General features: G+C 70.6%; 15 protein-coding genes and 1 pseudogene. 6 read left to right on the top strand and 10 right to left on the bottom strand.

Going from position 1 to position 18,574, the window contains the following annotated elements:
* Nucleotides 1–3 precede the first annotated feature (3 nt).
* The 8 genes and pseudogenes from UG56_RS29115 to UG56_RS10685 form a co-directional block, all read right to left on the bottom strand.
* Nucleotides 4–84: pseudogene (locus tag UG56_RS29115) on the bottom strand (zinc ribbon domain-containing protein); the annotation flags it as partial.
* Complete coding sequence (locus UG56_RS10715) at nt 81–1,235, bottom strand: thiolase family protein (RefSeq protein WP_045548328.1); 1,155 nt, start codon at nt 1,233–1,235, stop codon at nt 81–83. The pseudogene UG56_RS29115 and the gene UG56_RS10715, both read right to left, overlap by 4 nt.
* An 88-nt stretch (nt 1,236–1,323) precedes the next feature.
* Nucleotides 1,324–2,283, bottom strand: a complete 960-nt coding sequence (locus UG56_RS10710) for an ABC transporter substrate-binding protein (protein WP_045548329.1) — start codon at nt 2,281–2,283, stop codon at nt 1,324–1,326.
* Between the two features lie 88 nt (nt 2,284–2,371).
* On the bottom strand, nt 2,372–3,175 hold the full coding sequence (locus tag UG56_RS10705) for an ABC transporter ATP-binding protein (protein WP_045548330.1): 804 nt from the start codon (nt 3,173–3,175) through the stop codon (nt 2,372–2,374).
* On the bottom strand, nt 3,172–4,008 hold the full coding sequence (locus UG56_RS10700; protein ID WP_084100896.1) for an ABC transporter permease: 837 nt from the start codon (nt 4,006–4,008) through the stop codon (nt 3,172–3,174). Before UG56_RS10700 ends, UG56_RS10705 begins: the two co-directional genes overlap by 4 nt.
* Nucleotides 4,005–4,883, bottom strand: coding sequence for an ABC transporter permease (locus UG56_RS10695; protein WP_084100893.1), 879 nt, complete (start codon nt 4,881–4,883; stop codon nt 4,005–4,007). The genes UG56_RS10700 and UG56_RS10695 overlap by 4 nt, the downstream gene beginning before the upstream one ends.
* 25 nt (nt 4,884–4,908) lie before the next feature.
* Nucleotides 4,909–6,552: a thiamine pyrophosphate-binding protein gene (locus tag UG56_RS10690; protein WP_045548331.1), complete on the bottom strand. Its 1,644-nt coding sequence runs from the start codon at nt 6,550–6,552 to the stop codon at nt 4,909–4,911.
* Nucleotides 6,552–7,361 carry a cyclase family protein gene (locus UG56_RS10685; RefSeq protein WP_045548332.1) on the bottom strand — a complete coding sequence of 270 codons (810 nt, stop codon included), beginning with the start codon at nt 7,359–7,361 and terminating at the stop codon, nt 6,552–6,554. Before UG56_RS10685 ends, UG56_RS10690 begins: the two co-directional genes overlap by 1 nt.
* A 134-nt stretch (nt 7,362–7,495) precedes the next feature.
* Here UG56_RS10685 and UG56_RS10680 point away from each other — a divergent pair, with 134 nt between their 5' ends.
* Nucleotides 7,496–8,485: a LysR family transcriptional regulator gene (locus UG56_RS10680; RefSeq protein WP_045548333.1), complete on the top strand. Its 990-nt coding sequence runs from the start codon at nt 7,496–7,498 to the stop codon at nt 8,483–8,485.
* An 84-nt stretch (nt 8,486–8,569) separates the two neighbouring features.
* On the top strand, nt 8,570–9,760 hold the full coding sequence (locus UG56_RS10675) for an MBL fold metallo-hydrolase (RefSeq protein ID WP_218145190.1): 1,191 nt from the start codon (nt 8,570–8,572) through the stop codon (nt 9,758–9,760).
* 21 nt (nt 9,761–9,781) lie between these two features.
* Here the strand turns inward: UG56_RS10675 and UG56_RS10670 are convergent, their stop codons facing one another.
* Complete coding sequence (locus UG56_RS10670) at nt 9,782–10,957, bottom strand: 4-hydroxybenzoate 3-monooxygenase (RefSeq protein WP_045548334.1); 1,176 nt, start codon at nt 10,955–10,957, stop codon at nt 9,782–9,784.
* Between the two features lie 183 nt (nt 10,958–11,140).
* Here UG56_RS10670 and UG56_RS10665 point away from each other — a divergent pair, with 183 nt between their 5' ends.
* From UG56_RS10665 to UG56_RS10655, 3 genes are all read left to right on the top strand, one after another.
* On the top strand, nt 11,141–12,994 hold the full coding sequence (locus tag UG56_RS10665) for an AMP-dependent synthetase/ligase (protein WP_045548335.1): 1,854 nt from the start codon (nt 11,141–11,143) through the stop codon (nt 12,992–12,994).
* A 170-nt stretch (nt 12,995–13,164) separates the two neighbouring features.
* Entirely contained in the window at nt 13,165–14,037 is an 873-nt protein-coding gene (locus UG56_RS10660; protein WP_052693448.1) for an RNase H family protein, read from the top strand.
* Nucleotides 14,038–14,048: 11 nt separating this feature from the next.
* Nucleotides 14,049–14,960: an amidohydrolase family protein gene (locus UG56_RS10655; RefSeq protein ID WP_218145189.1), complete on the top strand. Its 912-nt coding sequence runs from the start codon at nt 14,049–14,051 to the stop codon at nt 14,958–14,960.
* Here the strand turns inward: UG56_RS10655 and UG56_RS10650 are convergent.
* Nucleotides 14,849–16,072, bottom strand: coding sequence for an MGDG synthase family glycosyltransferase (locus tag UG56_RS10650; protein ID WP_256206548.1), 1,224 nt, complete (start codon nt 16,070–16,072; stop codon nt 14,849–14,851). The two genes, UG56_RS10655 and UG56_RS10650, sit on opposite strands and share 112 nt — an antisense overlap.
* A 114-nt stretch (nt 16,073–16,186) precedes the next feature.
* Here UG56_RS10650 and UG56_RS10645 point away from each other — a divergent pair, with 114 nt between their 5' ends.
* Complete coding sequence (locus UG56_RS10645; RefSeq protein WP_052693449.1) at nt 16,187–18,484, top strand: Eco57I restriction-modification methylase domain-containing protein; 2,298 nt, start codon at nt 16,187–16,189, stop codon at nt 18,482–18,484.
* Nucleotides 18,485–18,574 lie beyond the last annotated feature (90 nt).

Below are 18,574 nucleotides of genomic sequence, written 5' to 3'. Positions count from 1 at the left end.
GGCGGTGCCGCACGTCGGGCACAGGATCCGGTGAGGGAAGTAGTCCCTGCCGCAACCACCACAGTGTTGGACGACGAGGCTCATGCCACCGCCTCCAGCACCGCGACGTTCCCGCAGGACCCGTGCCGGTAGAGCACCATGCCGTAGCCGGTCACGACCCCGATCCGGGCCTCGACCTGCCGGCCGGAGGCTCGCCCGCGCAGCTGCTGCACGACTTCGACCATCCCGTGCATGCCTCCGCCGGCGCCGGCCTGGCCGGCGGAGAGCTGACCGCCGGAGGTGTTGACCGGAAGACGCCGGGTGGCGATCTGTTCGGCGACGACAGCCTGGACCGACCCGGGATCGGTCACCCCGAGGTCGACGAGCTGCGAGAGCACCATCGCCGGGTAGTCGTCGTACACGCTGATCACGTCGGTATCGGTCGGCGCGACGCCCGCGCGCTCCCATGCCGCGGGGGCGCACGCGGCGACCGCCGTCCGGATCCCGTCGCCGACCTGGTCGTCGCCGTTGTAGGCGGCGGTGACCGCCAGCACTCGTGCGCGGCGACCCGTCGCCCGCTCCTCGGCGGTGACCACGATGGCGTCGGCGCCGGTGACCGGCGGGACGCAGTCGAAACGGCCCAGCGGCGCCGCGACCAGGGGCGCGTCCAGGTATTCGTCGATCGTCATGGGAGCGCGGTACACGGCTCCGGGGTTCAGCCCGGCCCAGGCGCGCTGGGCCGTCACGAGGCTGCCGTAGTCCTTCCGGTCCAGCTGCCACGCGGCCATCTGCCGCTGCGTCAGCATCGCGAACAGCGCGTTCGGCCCGGTCATCGGAAGCCCGGCCAGATGGTCGACGGTCGCCTGGTTGTACGCCTTGACGAGCCGCTCGTGCGCCGCGTTGTCCATGGCGTCGCCGGCGACGAGCACGATCACCGAGGCATCACCGGCCTCGACGGCCCGCACCGCATGCTGGAGCATCCCGCCGGCACTCGCGCCACCGTTCGTGTCCTGCATGATCCAGCGCAGGTGGAGGCCCAGCCGCCAGGCGAGGTCGATCGCGTGGTCGGGACCGAGCGTGAAGCTGGCGAAACCCAGCCCGTCGACGTCGCCGGGCTCGAGGCCGGCATCGCGCAGAGCACGGATGACGGCGTCACCCAGCACTCCGGCGGTGGTGGTGCCGGCGGCGGGATGGCGGGTGTAGGGCGACTCTCCGGCGCCGACGATGGCGACGTGGTCGCGGGTGTGGTGGGACATGGATCTCCTCCGGCGGGCCGCACCGATGGCGGCACGGCCCGCGTTGGTGGTCGGGTCGTTCGTGGTCAGCTGAGCCGAGGGATGATGCTCAGCTGGCGTCCTGGTAGAGCTCACTCGCGTCGAAGGAGTCCTTGAGCAGACCCACCTCGACCATCAGGTCGATGACCTTCTGGACGCCGTCGGCGTCGTAGTCGACCTGGTACTCGGGGAGGCGCATCTTGGCGGCGACCTCCGGAGTCATCTCGGTGTGCTCGGGCATCATCGCCTCGGCGACTCCCTGCGGATCGTCCTCGATGTCGGTGACGGCCTTGGCGAGAGCCGCTCGGAACTTCGTCACGACCTCAGGCCGTTCCTTCATCAGCTTGTCGGACGTCGCGAAGAGGCCCTGGGGTCCGTTCTGGAAGCCGATCGGCCGGACGTCCAGGTTCGCCTCGGTCGCGCTGAGGGTCGGCTCGGTCTGGAAGATGCCGTCCACGTCGCCGGCTTCGAGCGCGGCGGCCATGTTGGCCTGCGGGATCTCGATGTAGGTGACGCTGTCGGGGTCGAGGCCCTCCTGGAGCAGCACCCCTCGGAACCAGATGTCGCCCACGGAGCCCAGGGACGGCGTCGCCATCTTCTTGCCGACCATGTCGGCCGGCTCCTTGATCTCGGAGTCCTCCAGCACGTACAGACCGGAGGCGTACGTGTCGGTTCCCGCGATCGCCGGTGCGGCGATGGTGACCGGCAGGTCGGAGGAGTAGGCGGTGATCAGGGACGGGTAGGAGACCAGGGCCAGGTCGGTGCTGCCCGAGACCAGGGCATTGATCGTGGTGGCGCCGTTCGCGGCCGGGGTGAGCTCGACGTCGAGACCCTCGTCGGCGAAGTAGCCCTTGCTGATCGCGTCGTACACCGGCAGGGAGTCGCCGACCGGGGGGATCGACAGCGTCACCTTCCCGCCGTCGCCGGCCGACGCCGACTGTGCATCGTCGCTGCCGCAGGCACCGGTGGCGCTGACGAGCAGGACCGTGAGCACGAACGCGCCGAGTCGTCGTGGGGTACGCAGGTTCATCTGTGTTCTCCTTGGAGTTGCTTCATCGCTCGCGGTGGAGACGGACATGTCCGGAGGTCGGGCGCGGTGGGGGTGGGCCCGACGTCCCTCAGTGAGCGCCGGCCGCAGCGGCCAGCCCACCGGGGCTCGCCTGCCGGATCAGACGGGCCACCTCGCTCCTGGTCTCGACGAACGACGGGTTTTCTCGGGTGTGGATCTGGTCCCGCGGGAAGGTGAGCGGGACCGGGACGTCGGCCGTCTTGACGGTCGGCGCCTTGCTGAGCGACAGCACCCGAGTGCTGAGGTAGACGCTTTCGTCTACGTCGTGGGTGACGAAGAGGATCGTCATGTCGAACTGCTCGCGGACGCGGAGCAGGAGGTCTTCGAGATCGGAGCGGGTCTGGGCGTCGACGGAGGCGAACGGCTCGTCCATCAGGAGGAGCTCGGGCCGCATGGCGAGCGCTCGGGCGATCGCGACACGCTGCTGCATGCCACCGGAGAGCTGCCAGGCGTACTTGTCGGCCGCGTCCGCCAGACCGACCGCGCTCAGCGACTCGAGTGTCCGCGCCCGGCGCTCGGCCTTGGACACCCGTCCCAGCAGCGGGAACTCCACGTTCGCGCCGACGCGTCGCCACGGGAAGAGCGACGCCCGGTAGTCCTGGAAGACCATCGCGAGCCCCTTGGGCACGCCGGTGATGACGTTCCCGGACAGCGTGATCGTTCCGCCGGTGGGGCGGAGCAGGCCCGACAGCGTACGCAGCAGCGTGGTCTTGCCGCAGCCGGAAGGACCCACGATCGAGACGAACTCGCCGCGCTGGACGTCGAAGTTGATGCCGTCGAGGACCGTCTGGTCGCCCTGGCGGGTGCGGTAGGTGTGTCGGAGGTCGTCGACCTCCAGAAGCGTGGTTGTCATCTGCATCCTTTCGGGGTGGTCAGTCCTGGACTGCCATCAGGAGCCGGTGCCAGCGCAGAACGCCGGACTCGATCCCGCTCAAGACGAGGTTGGACAGGTAGCCGAGCAGCGACAGAGCGACGATGAACGACCATGGGAAGCAGCTGGAAGGACCGTTGGGCCTGCGTCAGGCCGAACCCGATGCCGTCCGAGGCGGCCACCAGCTCTGAGGCGATGAGCAAGATGATGCCGAGCGAGGTGGAGACCCGGATGCCGGCGAAGATGCCCGTGCTGGCGGCCGGCAGGATCACCTGGAACAAGGTCCGCAGCCGCGAGACCTTCGCCGTGCGGGCGGTCTCCAGATAGCCCTCCGGCACCCGGCGTACGGCACTGTAGGTGTTGAACAGGACCGGCCAGACCGCGCCGAACGCGATCAGCGAGACCCGCATCGTCGTTCCGGTCCCCACCAGGACCAGCGCCAGCGGGAGCAGCACCGGGCCGGGCAGCGCCCGCATGAAGTGCAGGATCGGCTCGACGGTGTGCGCGACGGCGGGGATCCGGCCGAGGAGCACTCCGAGCGAGATCCCCACCGACCAGGCGACCAGCAGCCCGATCAGGAGCCGCCTCAGGCTCGGTGTGACGTCGACGAAGAACGCATCGGTCAGGAACCCGCCGGCGAGCCCGTCGGAGAACCACCTCTCCCGGAGGTCGTCGAAGATCTCCAGCGGGGTGGGGAAGAACATCGAGCCGGAGTTCGCGGTCGCCAGCTGCCAGGCGACCAGCAGCAGGAGCGCGCCGCACCAGCCCACGGCGATCCGCAGCATGCGTTCGTTCGGTTGCACGGTGCTGCTCATGAGTCCTCCCGATGTGCCCAGGCCGCGAAGCGGCGCTCGAGTGCGGTGACGGCACCGTTGACGAGGAGACCGAGGGCGCCCGCCACGACCACGCCGGCGCAGACCGTGTCGATGCCGCCGGGGAGCATGCTCTGCTGGAGCAGCCAGCTCCCGAGGCCGTCGCGGCTGCCGCCGATGAACTCGGCACCGACGCAGAGGATGAGCGCGACGGAGACGGTGATCCTGACGCCGGTGAGCACCGACGGCACCGCCGACGGCCAGACGACCCGGATGGCGACCGTCCCGCGCGACCAGCCGAACGAGCGTGCCGTGGCCTTCGCGGTGCCGTCGGTGGAGTGCACCCCGTGGATCGTGTTGATCAGCAGCGGCCAGACGCAGCCGAGGGCGACGACCGCTGCCTTCATCTCGATCCCCTGGCCGACCACCAGGACCAGGAGGGGGACCAGGCCGACCGGCGGGAGCGGCCGGATCAGCTCGACCACGGTGGCGGTGGCCGCGTGCAGCCGGTCGGACAGGCCCAGGACGAGCCCGGCCGGTACCGCGATCGCCAGGGCCAGGACGTACCCGAGCAGGGCAGCCCACAGGGTCGAGCCGATCTGTCCGAGGAACGATCGGTCACCGAGGAGCTGGGCAGCGTGCACCAGCGTGGTGGACGCCGGTGGCAGTACGTCACGGGGGAGCAGGTCGTAGCGTGCCACCACCTCCCACAGGGCGAGGAAACAGAGCACACCCGCCACGCCGCGCGCGGCGACGACGGTGCGTTCGTTCGCCCGGGCACCTCGGGTCGACTCGATCCGGCTCCCGGTCTCGCCAGGGGGCGATATCGGGCCGATGCTCTTGCTCGCGGTCAGCACCGCGGGCCTACTGCTCTCCATGTGTCCTCCAGACCTCGCGTCCGGCTCAGTGGCCGAACGCCTCCTGCAACCACCACGAGCCCTCACGCGAGAGCACCTTGGCGTCGATGACCATCGGCCGGGTCGACTCTGACGACAGCCAGTCCTTGACCGGTGCGAGGTCCGCGGTCTCCCGGACCGTGATGGCCTCGCACCCGTAGCCGCGCGCGATCTGGGCGAGGTCGCTGTCGGGGAAGACGACGGTGTCCAGGGAGGGGCCGTCGAACCCGAAGTGATGCACCTCGGCGCCGTACATCGCGTCGTTGTAGACGACGACGAGAAGGGGGATCTCGAGCCGGACGGCCGTCTCGAGCTCGGTGATGCCCATCAGGAACCCGCCGTCACCGACACCCACGATCGGGAGCCGGCCGGGTTGCGCGAGCGCCGCTCCCAGGCCCGTCGCCAGGCCCAGCCCGACGGACTGGAACGCCTGGGTGAAGCAGAAGCCGAACTCGTCCGGTACGTCGAGATACATGCTGGGATAGCCCACGAAGTTCCCGGAGTCGACCGAGACGATCCGTTCGCCCGGGAGGAGCCGGTTGAGCTCCAGCGACAGGGTCCGCGGGTCGATCCGACCATCGCCCGACTGATCGTCGAAGTCGACCTGGGTCCAGCGCAGGGACGAGCGGATGCGGTCGCCGACCGCCGGCGTCCGGTAGCCGGTGCGATCGCCGGGCTGTGTCGCACGAAGGGCCGCGGTGGTCGCGCGAGCCGTCTCGGCGACGCCGCCCCACAGGCCCAGGTCCACGTCGCGGTTCCGGCCGATCGCCTGCGGGTCGACGTCGACCTGGACGACCTTGGCCTGATCACCGATGAGCCTCCCGTGCCTCATCGTCCACATGTTCAACGCGCAGCCGAACCCGACCACGAGGTCGGCCTCGGCGATGAGCTCGGCCGAGAGCGGCGAGCTGAACCCCCCGGAGACGTCGATGCCCCACGGATCCTCGTTGAACAGGCCGCGGGCGACCGCGGAGGTGGCCAGCAGGGCCCCCGACGCGGTCGCGAGCTCACGGAGCGCTTCCTTCGCGCCCTCGGCCCGGCCACCGCGCCCGGCCACGAACACCGGCCGCTGCGCCGACCGGATCAGCTCGACGAACCGGGCCACGTCCTCGGGCGCCGGCTGCGGCAGTCCCACGGCGTCGTACGTGCGTCGCGCCGCGTCCGCGGGCAGCTCCATGTCCTGCACATCGATCGGTACGTTCAGTACGACGGTCCGCTGCTGGTGCAGACAGGCCGCGAAGGCACGGGCGACGTCGACCAGGGCGGTCTGCGGCGACCGGACGCGCATGGCGAGGGCACCGGCGCCTTCGGCCATGCCGGCCTGGTCGATGAAGAAGTTCGAGGTGGGCTCGGTCGCCTCCGCGGTCAGCACGAGCAACGGCGTGCGGCTCTTCGCCGCCTCGACGATCCCGGTGAGCGCGTTGGTGTAGCCGCACCCCTGGTGCAGCGACAGCACCGCGACCTCGCCGGACATCCGGGCGTAGGCGTCCGCCATGGTGGCGGCGCCGCCCTCGTGCCGGGCCGGGACGAACCGTGCCCCACGCTCCACGAGTGCGTTGGTGAAGTGGAAGTTTCCGCTGCCGACCACGCCGAACACGGTCCGGACACCGAGATCCGCGAGCACCTCGCCGATCGCATCACGTACCAGCATCAGTCCACCTCCTGGCCTGCAGCCGGGACCATCGCCAGGACGCGTGCGGGGCTGCCCGAACCGCCCACGATGGGGAGGGGCGCGACCACGATCAGGGCGCCTGTGGGCGGGATCAGCGCCAGGTTCTGCAGCTGCGTGATGCCGTACTTGCCGGCACCGAGAAGGTAGCTGTGCACGGGGAAGGCCGGCTCGAAGCCGAACGCCTGCCCGGCGTCGGTGCCCACCGTCTCGACACCGAACCCGATGATGTCGGTCTCCTCGGCGAGCCACTTCGCGCATTCGGGGGTCACGCCCGGTGTGTGCGGGCCCTCGCCGTCAGCGTTGAGGAACAGCTCCTGGTCGTGGGACCGGGCGCCCCAGCCGGTGCGGTAGAGGAGCCAGCCCTTCGGGAGCGGTCCGTGCTCCCGCTGCCACGCCTGGACGTCCTCGATGGTGAGCAGGTAGTCCGCGTTCTCCGCGACCTCGGCCGTCTTGTCGATGACCACGGCGGGCCCGACGAGCCGCTCCGGCGGCACCTGCGACACGTCGCCGTGCTCGACGCCGGTGACCCAATGGCAGGGGGCGTCGAAGTGCGTGCCGACGTGCTCGCCGGTGTGGATGCCGTTCTGGTAGGACGTCTCGCCCCGTTCGTCGTACTTCGCCAGCTCCTCCAGCTCGAAGCGGGGGATCGGGGCCATCCCCTCGGGCAGGGGCAACACGGGTGTGGAGGCCGAGAGCTTTGCGGTCAGATCCACGACCGTGACGGCGCCCGAGGCGACGGCAACGGCCAGATCCGACGGCGTACGGGCCGGGGTAGACGAGAGGTGCATGCCAGAATCGTGCTGCCGCCGAGAGGAACACCACCAATGCCAATCCGAGGCCAGGTATTGCGAAAAAGATATATCTAGGCAATCCGGTATAAGCGATCTACGATGGCCGCCCGTCGTCGGCGAGAGGTTCCATCGTGCAGACCCAGCAACTGTTCGGCGGCAAGCTGAAGCTGCGCCATCTCGTCCTGCTCACCACGATCGCCGACGAGGGGTCGTTCGTCGGCGCCGCCGAGAACCTCTACGTCTCCCAGCCGGCCGTGACCCGAAGCGTCCGGGAGCTCGAAGATCTCGTCGGTGCCGAGCTCTTCGTGCGCGGACCTCGAGGCGTATCGCCCACGCCGGCCGGGGAGATCCTGATCGAGCAGGCACGGTCCGCGCTCGGCAACCTCCGTCGGGCCTCCGAGCAGATCGAGGAGGTGCTCCAGGGTGGCGCGCGGCCGCTCCGGGTCGGCACCAACCTGGCCGGCGCCTACGCCCTGCTCCCTCGTGCGGTGGTCGCGCTGAAACGGTCCCACCCCGACATCACGGTCTCGGTCGTCGAGGGCACCGCGGAGCAGCTGACCACAAGCCTCCATCGCAGCGAGGTCGATCTGCTCGTCGGACGCTTGGATCCCGGCACCTACCGCGGCGCGCTCCATCACATCCGGCTCTACGACGAAGCGGTGCGGGCGGTCGTACGTCGTGGCCACCCGGCACTCGTCTCAGCGCCGCAGCGGCTCGCCGACCTGCAGTCCTACCCGTGGATCCTGCCGCTGCAGCCCAGCACGTTGCGGGCCGAGCTCGACGACATGTTCGCGCGGGAGGGCCTCGGCCCGCCGCGCGACATCACCGAGTGCTCCACCCTCCTCACCACCCGGGCGATGCTCCTGGAGACGGAGGCGATCGCTCCGCTGCCGATGCTGATCGGCGTACGCGACGAGCTTCTCGAGATGCTGCCTCTCCGGCTCGACACGGTCCCCCGCGCCATCGGCGTCACGCTGCCCGCGGACCGATCGGTCAGCCGGGAAGCACGCCTGTTGGTCGACGCGCTCACCGCCACCGCGGGGATCATCGCCACGGAGCTCGAGGGCGCCGCGCAGACGGCGCTGCCTGGCGTGGATCCCCTTACCGGCGGGACATATTGACAACCTCCCCCATGCGTAGGCGCACATATCGCACACCGCTTTGGCATTGGTGACCCGGATCACCTCCTCCGCAAGATCTGATGCATGAACATTCCGAAGAGGCCGGCCGGATCGACGCCCGGCTCCGGCGTTTCCCGGCGGCTGCTGCTCGCCGGCGCCGGTGCCACCGGGGTCCTCGCGGGGACGGGCACACTGCCCGCCTCCGCCACAGGTGCCACTCCTGCCGCGCGAAAGTTCGGGGCGGGCCGGCGCACCCGGCTCATCCTCCTGGGCACATCCGGAGGTCCGCCCTGGTGGCCGGGAACCGACCGGGCGGGCGTGGCGTCGGCGGTGGCCGTCGGCGACCGCTACTACATCGTGGACGCCGGGCACGGTGTGGGCCGTCAGGCGCGGGACGCCGAGCTCGGCAACTGGAGCCATGACACGGACGGTCCGCTGGATGCCCTGCGCGCGATCTTCCTGACCCACCTGCACTCCGACCACACCATCGACCTGAACAACCTGCTCATCGAGGGGCTGTCCAACGGTCTGGCGCGGGTGACGTCACCGGTGCAGGTGTGGGGGCCCGGAGACCGGGGCACGCTTCCTCCCCGTTTCGGCCCGCCACCGGACCCGCCGGTGACGGCGCCGGACAACCCGACGCCGGGAACGGCCGAGATGGTCGACCTCATGATGAGGGCCTACGCGACCGACATCAACGATCGGGTCTTCGACACCCGCAAACCACCCCCGTCCACCCTGGTCTCCGGGCATGACGTCCCCATCCCTGAGCGCTACCTCGCTGATCCCAACGGGAACCCGCATCCCCGGATGAGTCCGGTGCCGTTCTACGAGGACGATCGTGTCCGGGTCTCGGCCACGCTGGTTCAGCACGCTCCGGTGTTCCCTGCGCTCGCGTTCCGCTTCGAGACCGACGACGGGACGATCGTGTTCTCCGGCGACACCTCGCCGAGCGAGAACCTCGTCGAGATGGCACAGGGCGCCGACATCCTCGTGCACGAGGTCATGGACCGGGACTGGGCGGAAGAGATCTTCCCCGAGCCTCGGGACACCTCGGCCGAGGGCCGCTTCCAGCACCTGATCAGCGCTCACACCACCATCGACGAGGTGGGACCGATCGCGGAGGCGGCCGGCGTGCGCACGCTCGTGCTGAACCACCTGGTGCCCGCCAACTGGCCGGAGCACAAGTTCCACCGGGCTCAGAAGAACTTCTCCGGCCTGGTCGTGGTCGGCCGGGATCTCGATGAGTTCGGCGTGGGCGCGGTGCTCGGCTGACCGCGCCCACGGGGCCGCCGTTCAGAAGCCGATCGGCAGCCCGGCGTAGTTCTCCGCGAGCCCGGCGGCAGCGTGCTCGCTGGACGTCACCCAGCGCAGCTGGGAGAGCTGGAGCTGGGTGTCGAACGGGTCCTCGGCGGTGTGCAGCATCGTGGTCATCCACCAGGAGAAGTGGGTGCAGCGCCAGACGCGGCGCAGCGCGGTGTCGGAGTAGTCGTCGGCCAGCCGCGGGTCGCCCTTGAGCAGCGCGGTGAGTGCCGGCGCCAGCAGCGCGACGTCGGCGACCGCGAGGTTGAGCCCCTTGGCGCCGGTCGGCGGCACGATGTGTGCGGCGTCGCCGGCCAGGAAGAGGCGGCCGTGACGCATCGGGGTGGAGACATGGGACCGCATCGGCAGGACGCTGCGGTCGGTGATCTGCCCGGGCTGCAGCGTCCAGCCGTTCTGGCCGTGGCCGAGCCGGGTGGCGAGCGCGTCCCAGATCTGGTCGTCGGACCAGGTCGCCGGGTCGGTGCCGTTCGGCACCTGCAGGTAGAACCGGGAGACGCTCTCCGAGCGCATCGAGTGCAGCGCGAAGCCGTCGGGGTGCCAGGCGTAGATCAGCTCGTCGGTCGAGGGCGCGACGTCGGCGAGGATGCCGAACCAGCTGTAGGGGTAGGTGCGGTCCCAGCTCTCCCGGGCCGGGATCGCGGCGCGGCTGGGACCGAAGGAGCCGTCGCAGCCGACGATCACGTCCGCCCGGATCCGCCGGGCGACCCCGTCGGCGTCGGTGAAGGTGACCGAGGGCCGGTCGGACTCGATGTCGTGGAGGGCGGTGTCGCTGACCTCGTAGTGGACGACCTGCCCGGCGGCACGCCGGGTGTCGATCAGGTCCTTCTGCACCTCGGTCTGCCCGTAGACGTAGACCGCCCGGCCGACCAGGTCGACGAAGTCGAGGTGGTGGCGCTCCTCGGGCCACTGAAGATAGATGCCCCTGTGCTTGTCGGCGTCGCGGACGAGCCGGTCACCGAGGCCGACCTCGGTGAGCAGGTCGACGCTCGACTGCTCCAGGATGCCGGCGCGGATCCGGGCCGCGACGTACTCCTCGGACCGGGTCTCCACCACGACCGAGTCGACCCCGTCGGCGGCGAGGAGATGGCTCAGCAGCATCCCCGCGGGGCCGGCGCCGACGATCACAACCTGCGTACGTTCTTCTGCCATGGAGCGAGTCAACTCCTGTTCCGGCGGCCGCCGCCAGCGCGGTCTTCCGATGAGTGGAAAGACCTGCGGAGTGGAACCTGTTGCCGAATAGCGCGGACGGGCTCTTGTGTCGGCTGCGACACCTCCCTACGGTCGAGGCACATACTTGTGACCCGAGTCACAGACCAACGAAGGAGCGCCCCGATGCCCGACGTCCCTGCCGACCGCGCCGCCCTCGAGTCCCAGATCGGCGACCAGACCATGGTCGACGTATTCGCGAAGGTGGTCGCCGAACGCGGCGCCGAGCCGGCCTTCTCCGACCGGCACACCGCCGACGGTACGGGCTGGCGCACGCTGACCTGGGCCGAGCTGTACCAGCGCGCCCGTGAGCTCGCCGCCGCCTACATCGCCGCAGGTCTCCAGCCGGGGGAGTCGGTCGCGATCATGGCCGCCAACCGCATCGAGCACATCCTCGCCGACCTGGCCGCGGTGCTCGCCGGCGGTGTGCCGATCAGTATCTACAACACCCTCGCGCCCGACCAGGTGGGCTACGTCGCCGAGCACGCGAACCCGCGGATCGTGGTGCTGGAGACCGACGACCACGTCGCCCGCTGGGCGCTCGGGCTGAAGCGGGAGGAGATCCTCCGGGTCGTCACCATCGACACCGCGGTGGCCGACGACCCGCGGGCGGTCGCATGGGACGACTTCATCGCCTCGGGTGCGGCGGCGCTCGCCGGGGTCGGCGAGGAGTTGGCCGCCCGCAGCGCGGCGGTGACCCCGGACGACACCGTCACGATGCTCTACACCTCGGGCACCACCGGGCAGCCCAAGGGCGTGGTTCTCACCCATCGCAACATCGTCTTCGAGACCACCAGCTCGCTGTCGACCTCGGGGATCGAGGAGCCGGGCGTGCTGGTCTCCTACCTGCCGTTCGCCCACATCGCCGAGCGGGTGCTCAGCCTCTACATCCCGCAGTTCAACGGTGGCCACGTCTACCTCATCCAGGACCCGTCACTGCTGCTCGGCACGCTCCAGGAGGTGCACCCGACCAGCTTCTTCGGGGTGCCGCGGGTATGGGAGAAGATCCGCACCGGCGTCACCGCGCTGCTCGCCGCCGAGACCGACGAGGCCAAGCGTGAGGCCGTGGAGAAGGCGATGGCGGTCGGCCTCGCCTACGTCGAGTCGCAACAGACCGGACAGACGACCTCGCCCGAGCTGCAGGCGCAGTACGAGCAGGCCGACGCGGCCGTCCTCTCGACGATGCGCGCCCTGCTCGGCCTCGACCGCGTCGAGTGGGCGGCCAGTGCGGCCGCGCCGATGCCGATCGAGGTGGCCCGCTTCTTCGCCGGGCTCGGGATCAAGGTCTACGACGTCTACGGGATGACCGAGACCACCGGCGCCGCGACCGCCAACGGGCCCGAGGGCTTCCGCCTCGGCACGGTCGGCCGGCCCCATCCCGGGATCGAGGTGCGCATCGCGGATGACGGCGAGATCCTGTTCCGCGGGCCGATCACGACGCCTGGCTACGTACGCCGGCCGGAGGCGACCGCGGCGCTCCTCGACGCCGACGGCTGGCTGCACACCGGCGACATCGGCTCGCTCGACGAGGACGGCTTCCTCAGCGTCGTCGACCGCAAGAAGGAGATGATCATCAACTCCGCGGGCAAGAACATCGCCCCGTCCAACATCGAGAACCTCCTCAAGGAGAGCCCGCTCGTCGGCCACGCGATGGTGGTCGGTGACGGTCGTTCGTACGTCGTCGCCGTGCTCACCCTGGATGGCGAGATCGCTCCCGTGGTCGCCCAGAAGCTCGGCGTCGAGGCCGGCTCGCTCGCCGAGCTGGCTCAGCACCCGGTCATCCGGGGTGCGGTGGGCCAGGCCGTCGAGGCGGCCAACGCCCGGCTCTCGCGCCCCGAGCAGGTCAAGGCCTTCGAGCTGCTCGGCGAGGAGTGGACCGCCGAGTCCGAGGAGCTCACCCCCACCCTGAAGCTCAAGCGGCGCGTGGTGAGCAAGAAGTACGCCGACGTCATCGACGGTCTCTACGCCGGCGGGGAGTGAGCCCGGCCGTCGAGCAGCAGGGGTCGTGAAGCCGAGAGTGGTCCATAGGTCACTCTCGGCTTCACGACCCGACTGGGCTCGGTGTCCGGATCCTGACGCCGCAGGCTCCTTCTCAGGCACCGCCGGGTAACGTCGAGACCGACTTGTTCGGGCGGGTCAGGAGGTCTGCAATGCGTTGCTTCATCGTGGTCAAGGAGCGCAGCGACGCCGAGAGCTGGGACTGGGTCCTGGTCGGTCCCGAGGTGTCGTCGGCGGGGTCGCTGGGCGCCCGCGGGACCGAGGACGCCATCATCGCGGCGGTCGGGGCGGCGTACGACTCGCTCGTCGAGATCGCTCCGGTGCAGATCGTGGTCGCGCTGCCGTCCAATTCGCGGTTCTGGATGCTGACCGACGAGATCGCGGACGCCTATCCCGGGGTCACCGTGGTGCCGTTCGTCGAGGAGGACGCCGACATCCGTGCGGCGGCGGTCGAGGCGATGGCGCTTCACCGGGCCGGCCCGCTGCCACCGCTGGTGGTGGCGACCGACGGCTCGGCGCACCGCGGCTTCATCGGCTGGGGCTGGCTCGCCGGCGACGGCCAGCACGGTTTCGGCCGGCAGGTGCCCAACGCCCGCATCCGGGACCCGCATTCGCTGGTGGTCCTGGCCGAGCTGCAGGCGATCGCGGAGGCGGTGCGCGCGCTGCCGCGTCGCACGCTGACCATCCGGACCGACTCGCGGGTCGCGCTCGCGCTGATCGAGGACTGGCTCCGCGGAGAGGAGTCGATGCCGAAGGGCTACGAGACCGAGCACCGGGCCGAGCTCGCCGGCCTGACCCGCATGCACGACGACCTGTGCCGCGAGTCCGAGCGACTCTCGTTCGAGTGGGTGCGCGGCCACGTCGGCGAGGCGCTCAACGAAGGCGCCGACTCGCTGGCGAAGCTCGCCCGGCGCTTCGCCGAGGGCACCTGGGGGCTCACCGCGGACGAGATCCCTGGGAGGGCTCAGGCGATCGCCGAGACGTTCGCCGCACCGATGGCCTCGGGAACTGCGTCCGCCGGGTAGGTTCGGCTGTCGTGAATCATCCGACGGTCACCATCGCCCCGGACGAGCCCGCGCAGATCCGCGCGCGGCTCGACGCGCTGGGTCTGGACGGCATCTTCGACGTACACACCCACTTCCTGCCCGAGCGGATGCTCGACAAGGTGTGGGCCTACTTCGACTCGGCCGGGCCGCTGACCGGCCGGGCGTGGCCGATCGCCTACCGGCACTCCGAGGAGGAGCGGCTCCGGGTGCTGCGGGATCTCGGCGTACGTCGCTTCTCGGCCCTCACCTATCCGCACAAGCCCGGGATGGCGGCGTGGCTGAACGAGTGGGGCGCGGAGTTCGCGGCGGACAAGCCGGACTGCCTGCAGTCGGCGACGTTCTACCCGGAGCCCGGTGCGGGCGACTACGTGCGCGAGGCGGTCGAGGCGGGGGCGCGGATCTTCAAGGCGCACGTCCAGGTCGGTGACTACGACCCCAACTCGCCGCTGCTGGACCCGGTCTGGGAGGTGCTGTCGGAGTCGCGTACGCCGCTGGTGATCCACTCCGGCCACGGGCCGGCGCCGGGGCGGTTCACCGGGCCGGCCGGGATGGAGGCGCTGCTCGGGCGCTATCCCGATCTGGTGCTGATCGTGGCCCACATGGGGCTGCCGGACTACGCGCGCTTCCTCGACCTGGTGGAGAAGTACGACAACGTGCACCTGGACACCACCATGGCCTTCACCGCCTTCACCGAGGCGTCCACGCCGTTCCCGGCCGAGGAGCTGCCGCGGCTGAAGGTGCTGGGGGAGCGGGTGCTGTTCGGGAGCGACTTCCCGAACATCCCCTACCCCTACCTCGAGGCGGTCGACGGGGTCCTGGGGCTCGGGCTCGGTGACGACTGGGCCCGCGGCGTGCTCCACGAGAACGCCGCGAGGCTCTTCGGGCTGTCCTCGGGCCGCTGAACCGGCTGGGTCTCCTCATGGCTGCCGGTGAGGAGCTGGACGATGTCGGGGACCCCGAGCGCGAGTCGGTTGAACCGGGGCGACTCCGCGGCGACGACCAGGTGCTTGGCGAGCTCGATCTCGTCACGTGCCCACGGGATCAGGCCGGCGCGGTCCAGGTTGGCCGAGTTGGCGGCGCCGTGGCCGGAGATCGAGCGGTAGGTGATCACCGGGGTGCCGGAGGCCAGCGCCTCCAGGGAGGTGAAGCCGCCGGCGTTCTGGACGACGCAGTCGCTGGTCGCCATCAGGGCACGTACGTCGGTGCGCCAGCCGAGCGCCACCACACCGGGGATGCGCTCCAGGCGACGCTTGAGGCAGGGGTCGGTCGCGCAGAGGACGATCGGGGTCATGTCGCTGTGCTCGAGGATGTCGAGGGCGGTCTGCTCGAGGGCGCCGGCGCCCAGCGATCCGCCGGTGACGAGCGCCCGCGGGCCCTTCAGGTCGAGGTCGGCCAGGGGGTCGGGGAAGACCTCGCCGGGGACGTACGCCGCACCCGGCGGGACCAGCGGCTGGACCACGGCCGCCTTGCCGCCGAGGATGCGCGCCTCGCGGGCCGCGACCTCGTGGATGGCGAGGTTGAGGTCGATGCCGGGGTTGATCCACAGCGCCGGGACGGCGGCATCGGTGAGGTAGGTGACGGCGGGCACGCTCAGCTGCCCGGTGGTGCGCAGGTGACCGATCACCTGGGAGCAGAACGGGTGGGTGGAGATGACCAGATCGGCGCCGTGCATGGCGTCGGTGAGGTTGCGGATGGAGAGGCGGAGGACCCGGTTGAAGAGCCTGTGGAGCGGGCGCCCCGGCATGACCAGGCTCATCGTGGTGCCCCAGGAGTCGGGACTGACCTGGAGCTGCATCTTGTAGCCGGCCTTCAGGCCGTGCCCGAGGCGCCAGGGCATCAGATCGACGAAGTCGAAGATCTCGACGTCACATCCGGCCTCCCCGAGTGCTCGGGCGATCTCCCGGGAGGCCGAGTTGTGGCCAGCGCCGTAGCTCGCCGAGATGATCGCCACGCGAGGTGTCGTGCCGGGCCGGATGTGGAGGAGGGGCGCGAGCCGCTCCGAGTCGTTGGACATGCGGCGGATTCTGTACGTGCGGTGTGACGTTGTGGTGAACGGGGGCACCCCGGGCCGCCACTCTTCATCATCGGTTCGTCTCCTCGAACCTGCGGGCGTTCTATGGTTCATCCTGTGATCACCGCCCGGGCACTGCGCAGTCGAGCGCGGTCGGCGGTCGCCGAGCTGGGCGGCGGCCCCTCGGCGGTGGCTGTGGTGATGCGCCGGGTGGTGGCGGCTTTCGCGGAGGCCCGCGGCATGGCGGTCACCGAGGAGGCCTTGGACGCGGCGGGGCTGTTGCCCTGTGCCGACGACCGTTCATCGTCGGATCGTCTGCTGTCGGACTATCTGTTCCAGGACAAGGTCGAAGTGGACGACCTGGTCCTGGAGGAGATCGGCTACGTCTACGAGGCGCTGCTCGAGGACTCCTCGCGGCGCGACAACGGCGCCCACTACACCCCGCCCGAGCTGGCGGACGAGGTCGTCGCCCATGCCTTGGCGCCGGTGGCGTCCGCGGACGCCACCGTGGTCGACATCGCGGCCGGGACCGGGGTCTTTCTCCTCGCCTCTGCGCGCTATCTGGCGTCGTCGTGCCGGCTGCCGGTGGCCGAGGTCGTCACCCGGTGCCTCTACGGCGCCGACATCGACCCGGTCGCGGTCGACATCGCGAAGCTGTCGCTCTGGCTGCTCTGCGAGGACCCCTCGCTCCCGTTGACCTTCCTCGACGACCGGATCCTGTGCGGCAACTCGCTGGTCGGGATCGTCGACGCGGACGAGCTTCCCGCCGGCGTGGCCGACCCGACGGCGTACGCCGATGCCATGGTCGCGGTCGCGCTGCCGCTGGGCGGTCGGCCGGGGAAACGGCTCGAGGAGGCGTACGCGGCGCTCAGCCGCGCCCGGCGACTGCCCGTTCCCTCGGTCCGGCCGATCCACTGGGCGCTGGCCGCGCCCGAGGTGATGGCGCGCGGAGGCTTCGACGCGGTCGTCGGCAACCCGCCCTACCTCGGGGTCAAGCGGGTGCGGGACGCGATCGGTCGGGAGCTGCGCGACTACCTCGCGCACACGCTCGCCGCGGGCACGACGAGGCGGGCCGACTACGTTATCTACTTCCTGCTCCGGGCCGCCGCCCTCAGCCGCGGGGAGATCGGGCTGATCACCACCGACTCGATCAGCGAGGGCGACACCGCACGGTTCGGCCTCGGTGCGCTCCTGGACCGCGGCTGGCAGGTGGCCCGGGCGGAGCGGTCGGCCCCGTGGCCGACGGCGGGGGTGCGGTTCGCGAAGATCTGGCTCACCACCCGGCCGCTCGACAGCGCCTGGCTCGACGGCCGCTCGGTGCCTGCGATCACCGGGACGCTCGAGGACGGGTTCTCGCTCCCGGAGCCGGCGCGACTGGCTCTCGATGTCCCGCTGCCGCACGGCTACCAGGGCACGATCGTGCTCGGCCGCTCGCTCGTCCTGACACCGGCCGAGGCGGAGGCCCTCTGCCGCGGGCCGCTCGGGCACACGGTGCGGCCCTATCTGAGCGGCGAGGACCTGGTGACCCCGTGCGGATCGACCGCCTCCCGCTTCGTGATCGACGTCGGCAAGCTCGGGCTCGAGGAGCTCGCCGAGGACCGCCCGCTCGCCCGGCGGGTGCGGTCCAAGGTACGCGCCGAGCGCCGCCGGCAGTTCGTGAAGTATCCCCAGCTCAAGGAGCGCTGGTGGGGCTTCCTCAGCCCGGTCGACGAGCTCTACCGCGACGCCGCCGAGCTCTCGCACGTCATCGCGTTCAGCAAGCACAGCAAGCACCTGTGGCCGGTCCTGGTCGGTGCAGACCACGTCTTCTCCAACGGGCTCGTCGTCTACCCGACGCAGGATGCGGCTGCGTACGCGTTCCTCGCCTCCGACCTCCATCGCGTCTGGGCGATGCGCGCCGGCGGCACCATGCTCAACACCGCCTACCGCTACAACCCCTCGCGCCTGCGCGCCACCTACCCGTTCCCGGCCGACCTGGGGCCGCTCCGCCCGGTAGGCGCTGCCCTGCTCGCAGCCCTGGACCGGGTCGGCGACGAGCGCCGCATCGGCATCACCGGCGTACTCAATCTCGTCGGTGACCCCACCGTCCACGACCCCGCGACCGCCGACCTCCGCCAGGCCATCGCCGACGTCAACCACGCCACCGCCCGCCTCCACGGGATCGACGAGTCCCTGGCCACCCCCGACCTGACCCCCTCCGGCTTCGGTCTCACCCCCGCCCGCCAGCGAGCCCTCATGGCCGCCCTGATCGCCCAGAACCTCACCCTCGCCGAGGCGTCACAAGCGTCGGCCGAGACGTCAGGTACGTCGGCCGAGGCGTCAGGTACGTCGGCCGAGGCGTCACTCCCGTCGGGCGAGGCGTCAGGTACGTCGGCCGAGGCGTCAGGTACGTCGGCCGAGACGTCACTACGGTGACGCCTCGCCCGACGGGAGTGACGCCTCGCCCGACGGGAGTGACGCCTCGCCCGACGGGAGTGACGCCTCGCCCGACGGGAGTGACGCCTC

This window comes from Nocardioides luteus, from assembly GCF_000960475.2.
GTDB classification, from domain to species: Bacteria; Actinomycetota; Actinomycetes; order Propionibacteriales; family Nocardioidaceae; genus Nocardioides; species Nocardioides luteus_A.
The sequence above is the reverse complement of the archived record's forward strand: the minus strand, read 5'-3'. Positions and strand labels throughout refer to the sequence as shown.

Excerpts from the sequence above, each read along its gene's own strand:
- UG56_RS10715 (WP_045548328.1), bottom strand. The coding sequence starts at position 1,235 with ATGTCCCACCACACCCGCGACCACGTCGCCATCGTCGGCGCCGGAGAG.
- UG56_RS10710 (WP_045548329.1), bottom strand. The coding sequence starts at position 2,283 with ATGAACCTGCGTACCCCACGACGACTCGGCGCGTTCGTGCTCACGGTC.
- UG56_RS10705 (WP_045548330.1), bottom strand. The coding sequence starts at position 3,175 with ATGACAACCACGCTTCTGGAGGTCGACGACCTCCGACACACCTACCGC.
- UG56_RS10700 (WP_084100896.1), bottom strand. The coding sequence starts at position 4,008 with ATGAGCAGCACCGTGCAACCGAACGAACGCATGCTGCGGATCGCCGTG.
- UG56_RS10695 (WP_084100893.1), bottom strand. The coding sequence starts at position 4,883 with ATGGAGAGCAGTAGGCCCGCGGTGCTGACCGCGAGCAAGAGCATCGGC.
- UG56_RS10690 (WP_045548331.1), bottom strand. The coding sequence starts at position 6,552 with ATGCTGGTACGTGATGCGATCGGCGAGGTGCTCGCGGATCTCGGTGTC.
- UG56_RS10685 (WP_045548332.1), bottom strand. The coding sequence starts at position 7,361 with ATGCACCTCTCGTCTACCCCGGCCCGTACGCCGTCGGATCTGGCCGTT.
- UG56_RS10675 (WP_218145190.1), top strand. The coding sequence starts at position 8,570 with ATGAACATTCCGAAGAGGCCGGCCGGATCGACGCCCGGCTCCGGCGTT.
- UG56_RS10670 (WP_045548334.1), bottom strand. The coding sequence starts at position 10,957 with ATGGCAGAAGAACGTACGCAGGTTGTGATCGTCGGCGCCGGCCCCGCG.
- UG56_RS10665 (WP_045548335.1), top strand. The coding sequence starts at position 11,141 with ATGCCCGACGTCCCTGCCGACCGCGCCGCCCTCGAGTCCCAGATCGGC.
- UG56_RS10660 (WP_052693448.1), top strand. The coding sequence starts at position 13,165 with ATGCGTTGCTTCATCGTGGTCAAGGAGCGCAGCGACGCCGAGAGCTGG.
- UG56_RS10650 (WP_256206548.1), bottom strand. The coding sequence starts at position 16,072 with ATGTCCAACGACTCGGAGCGGCTCGCGCCCCTCCTCCACATCCGGCCC.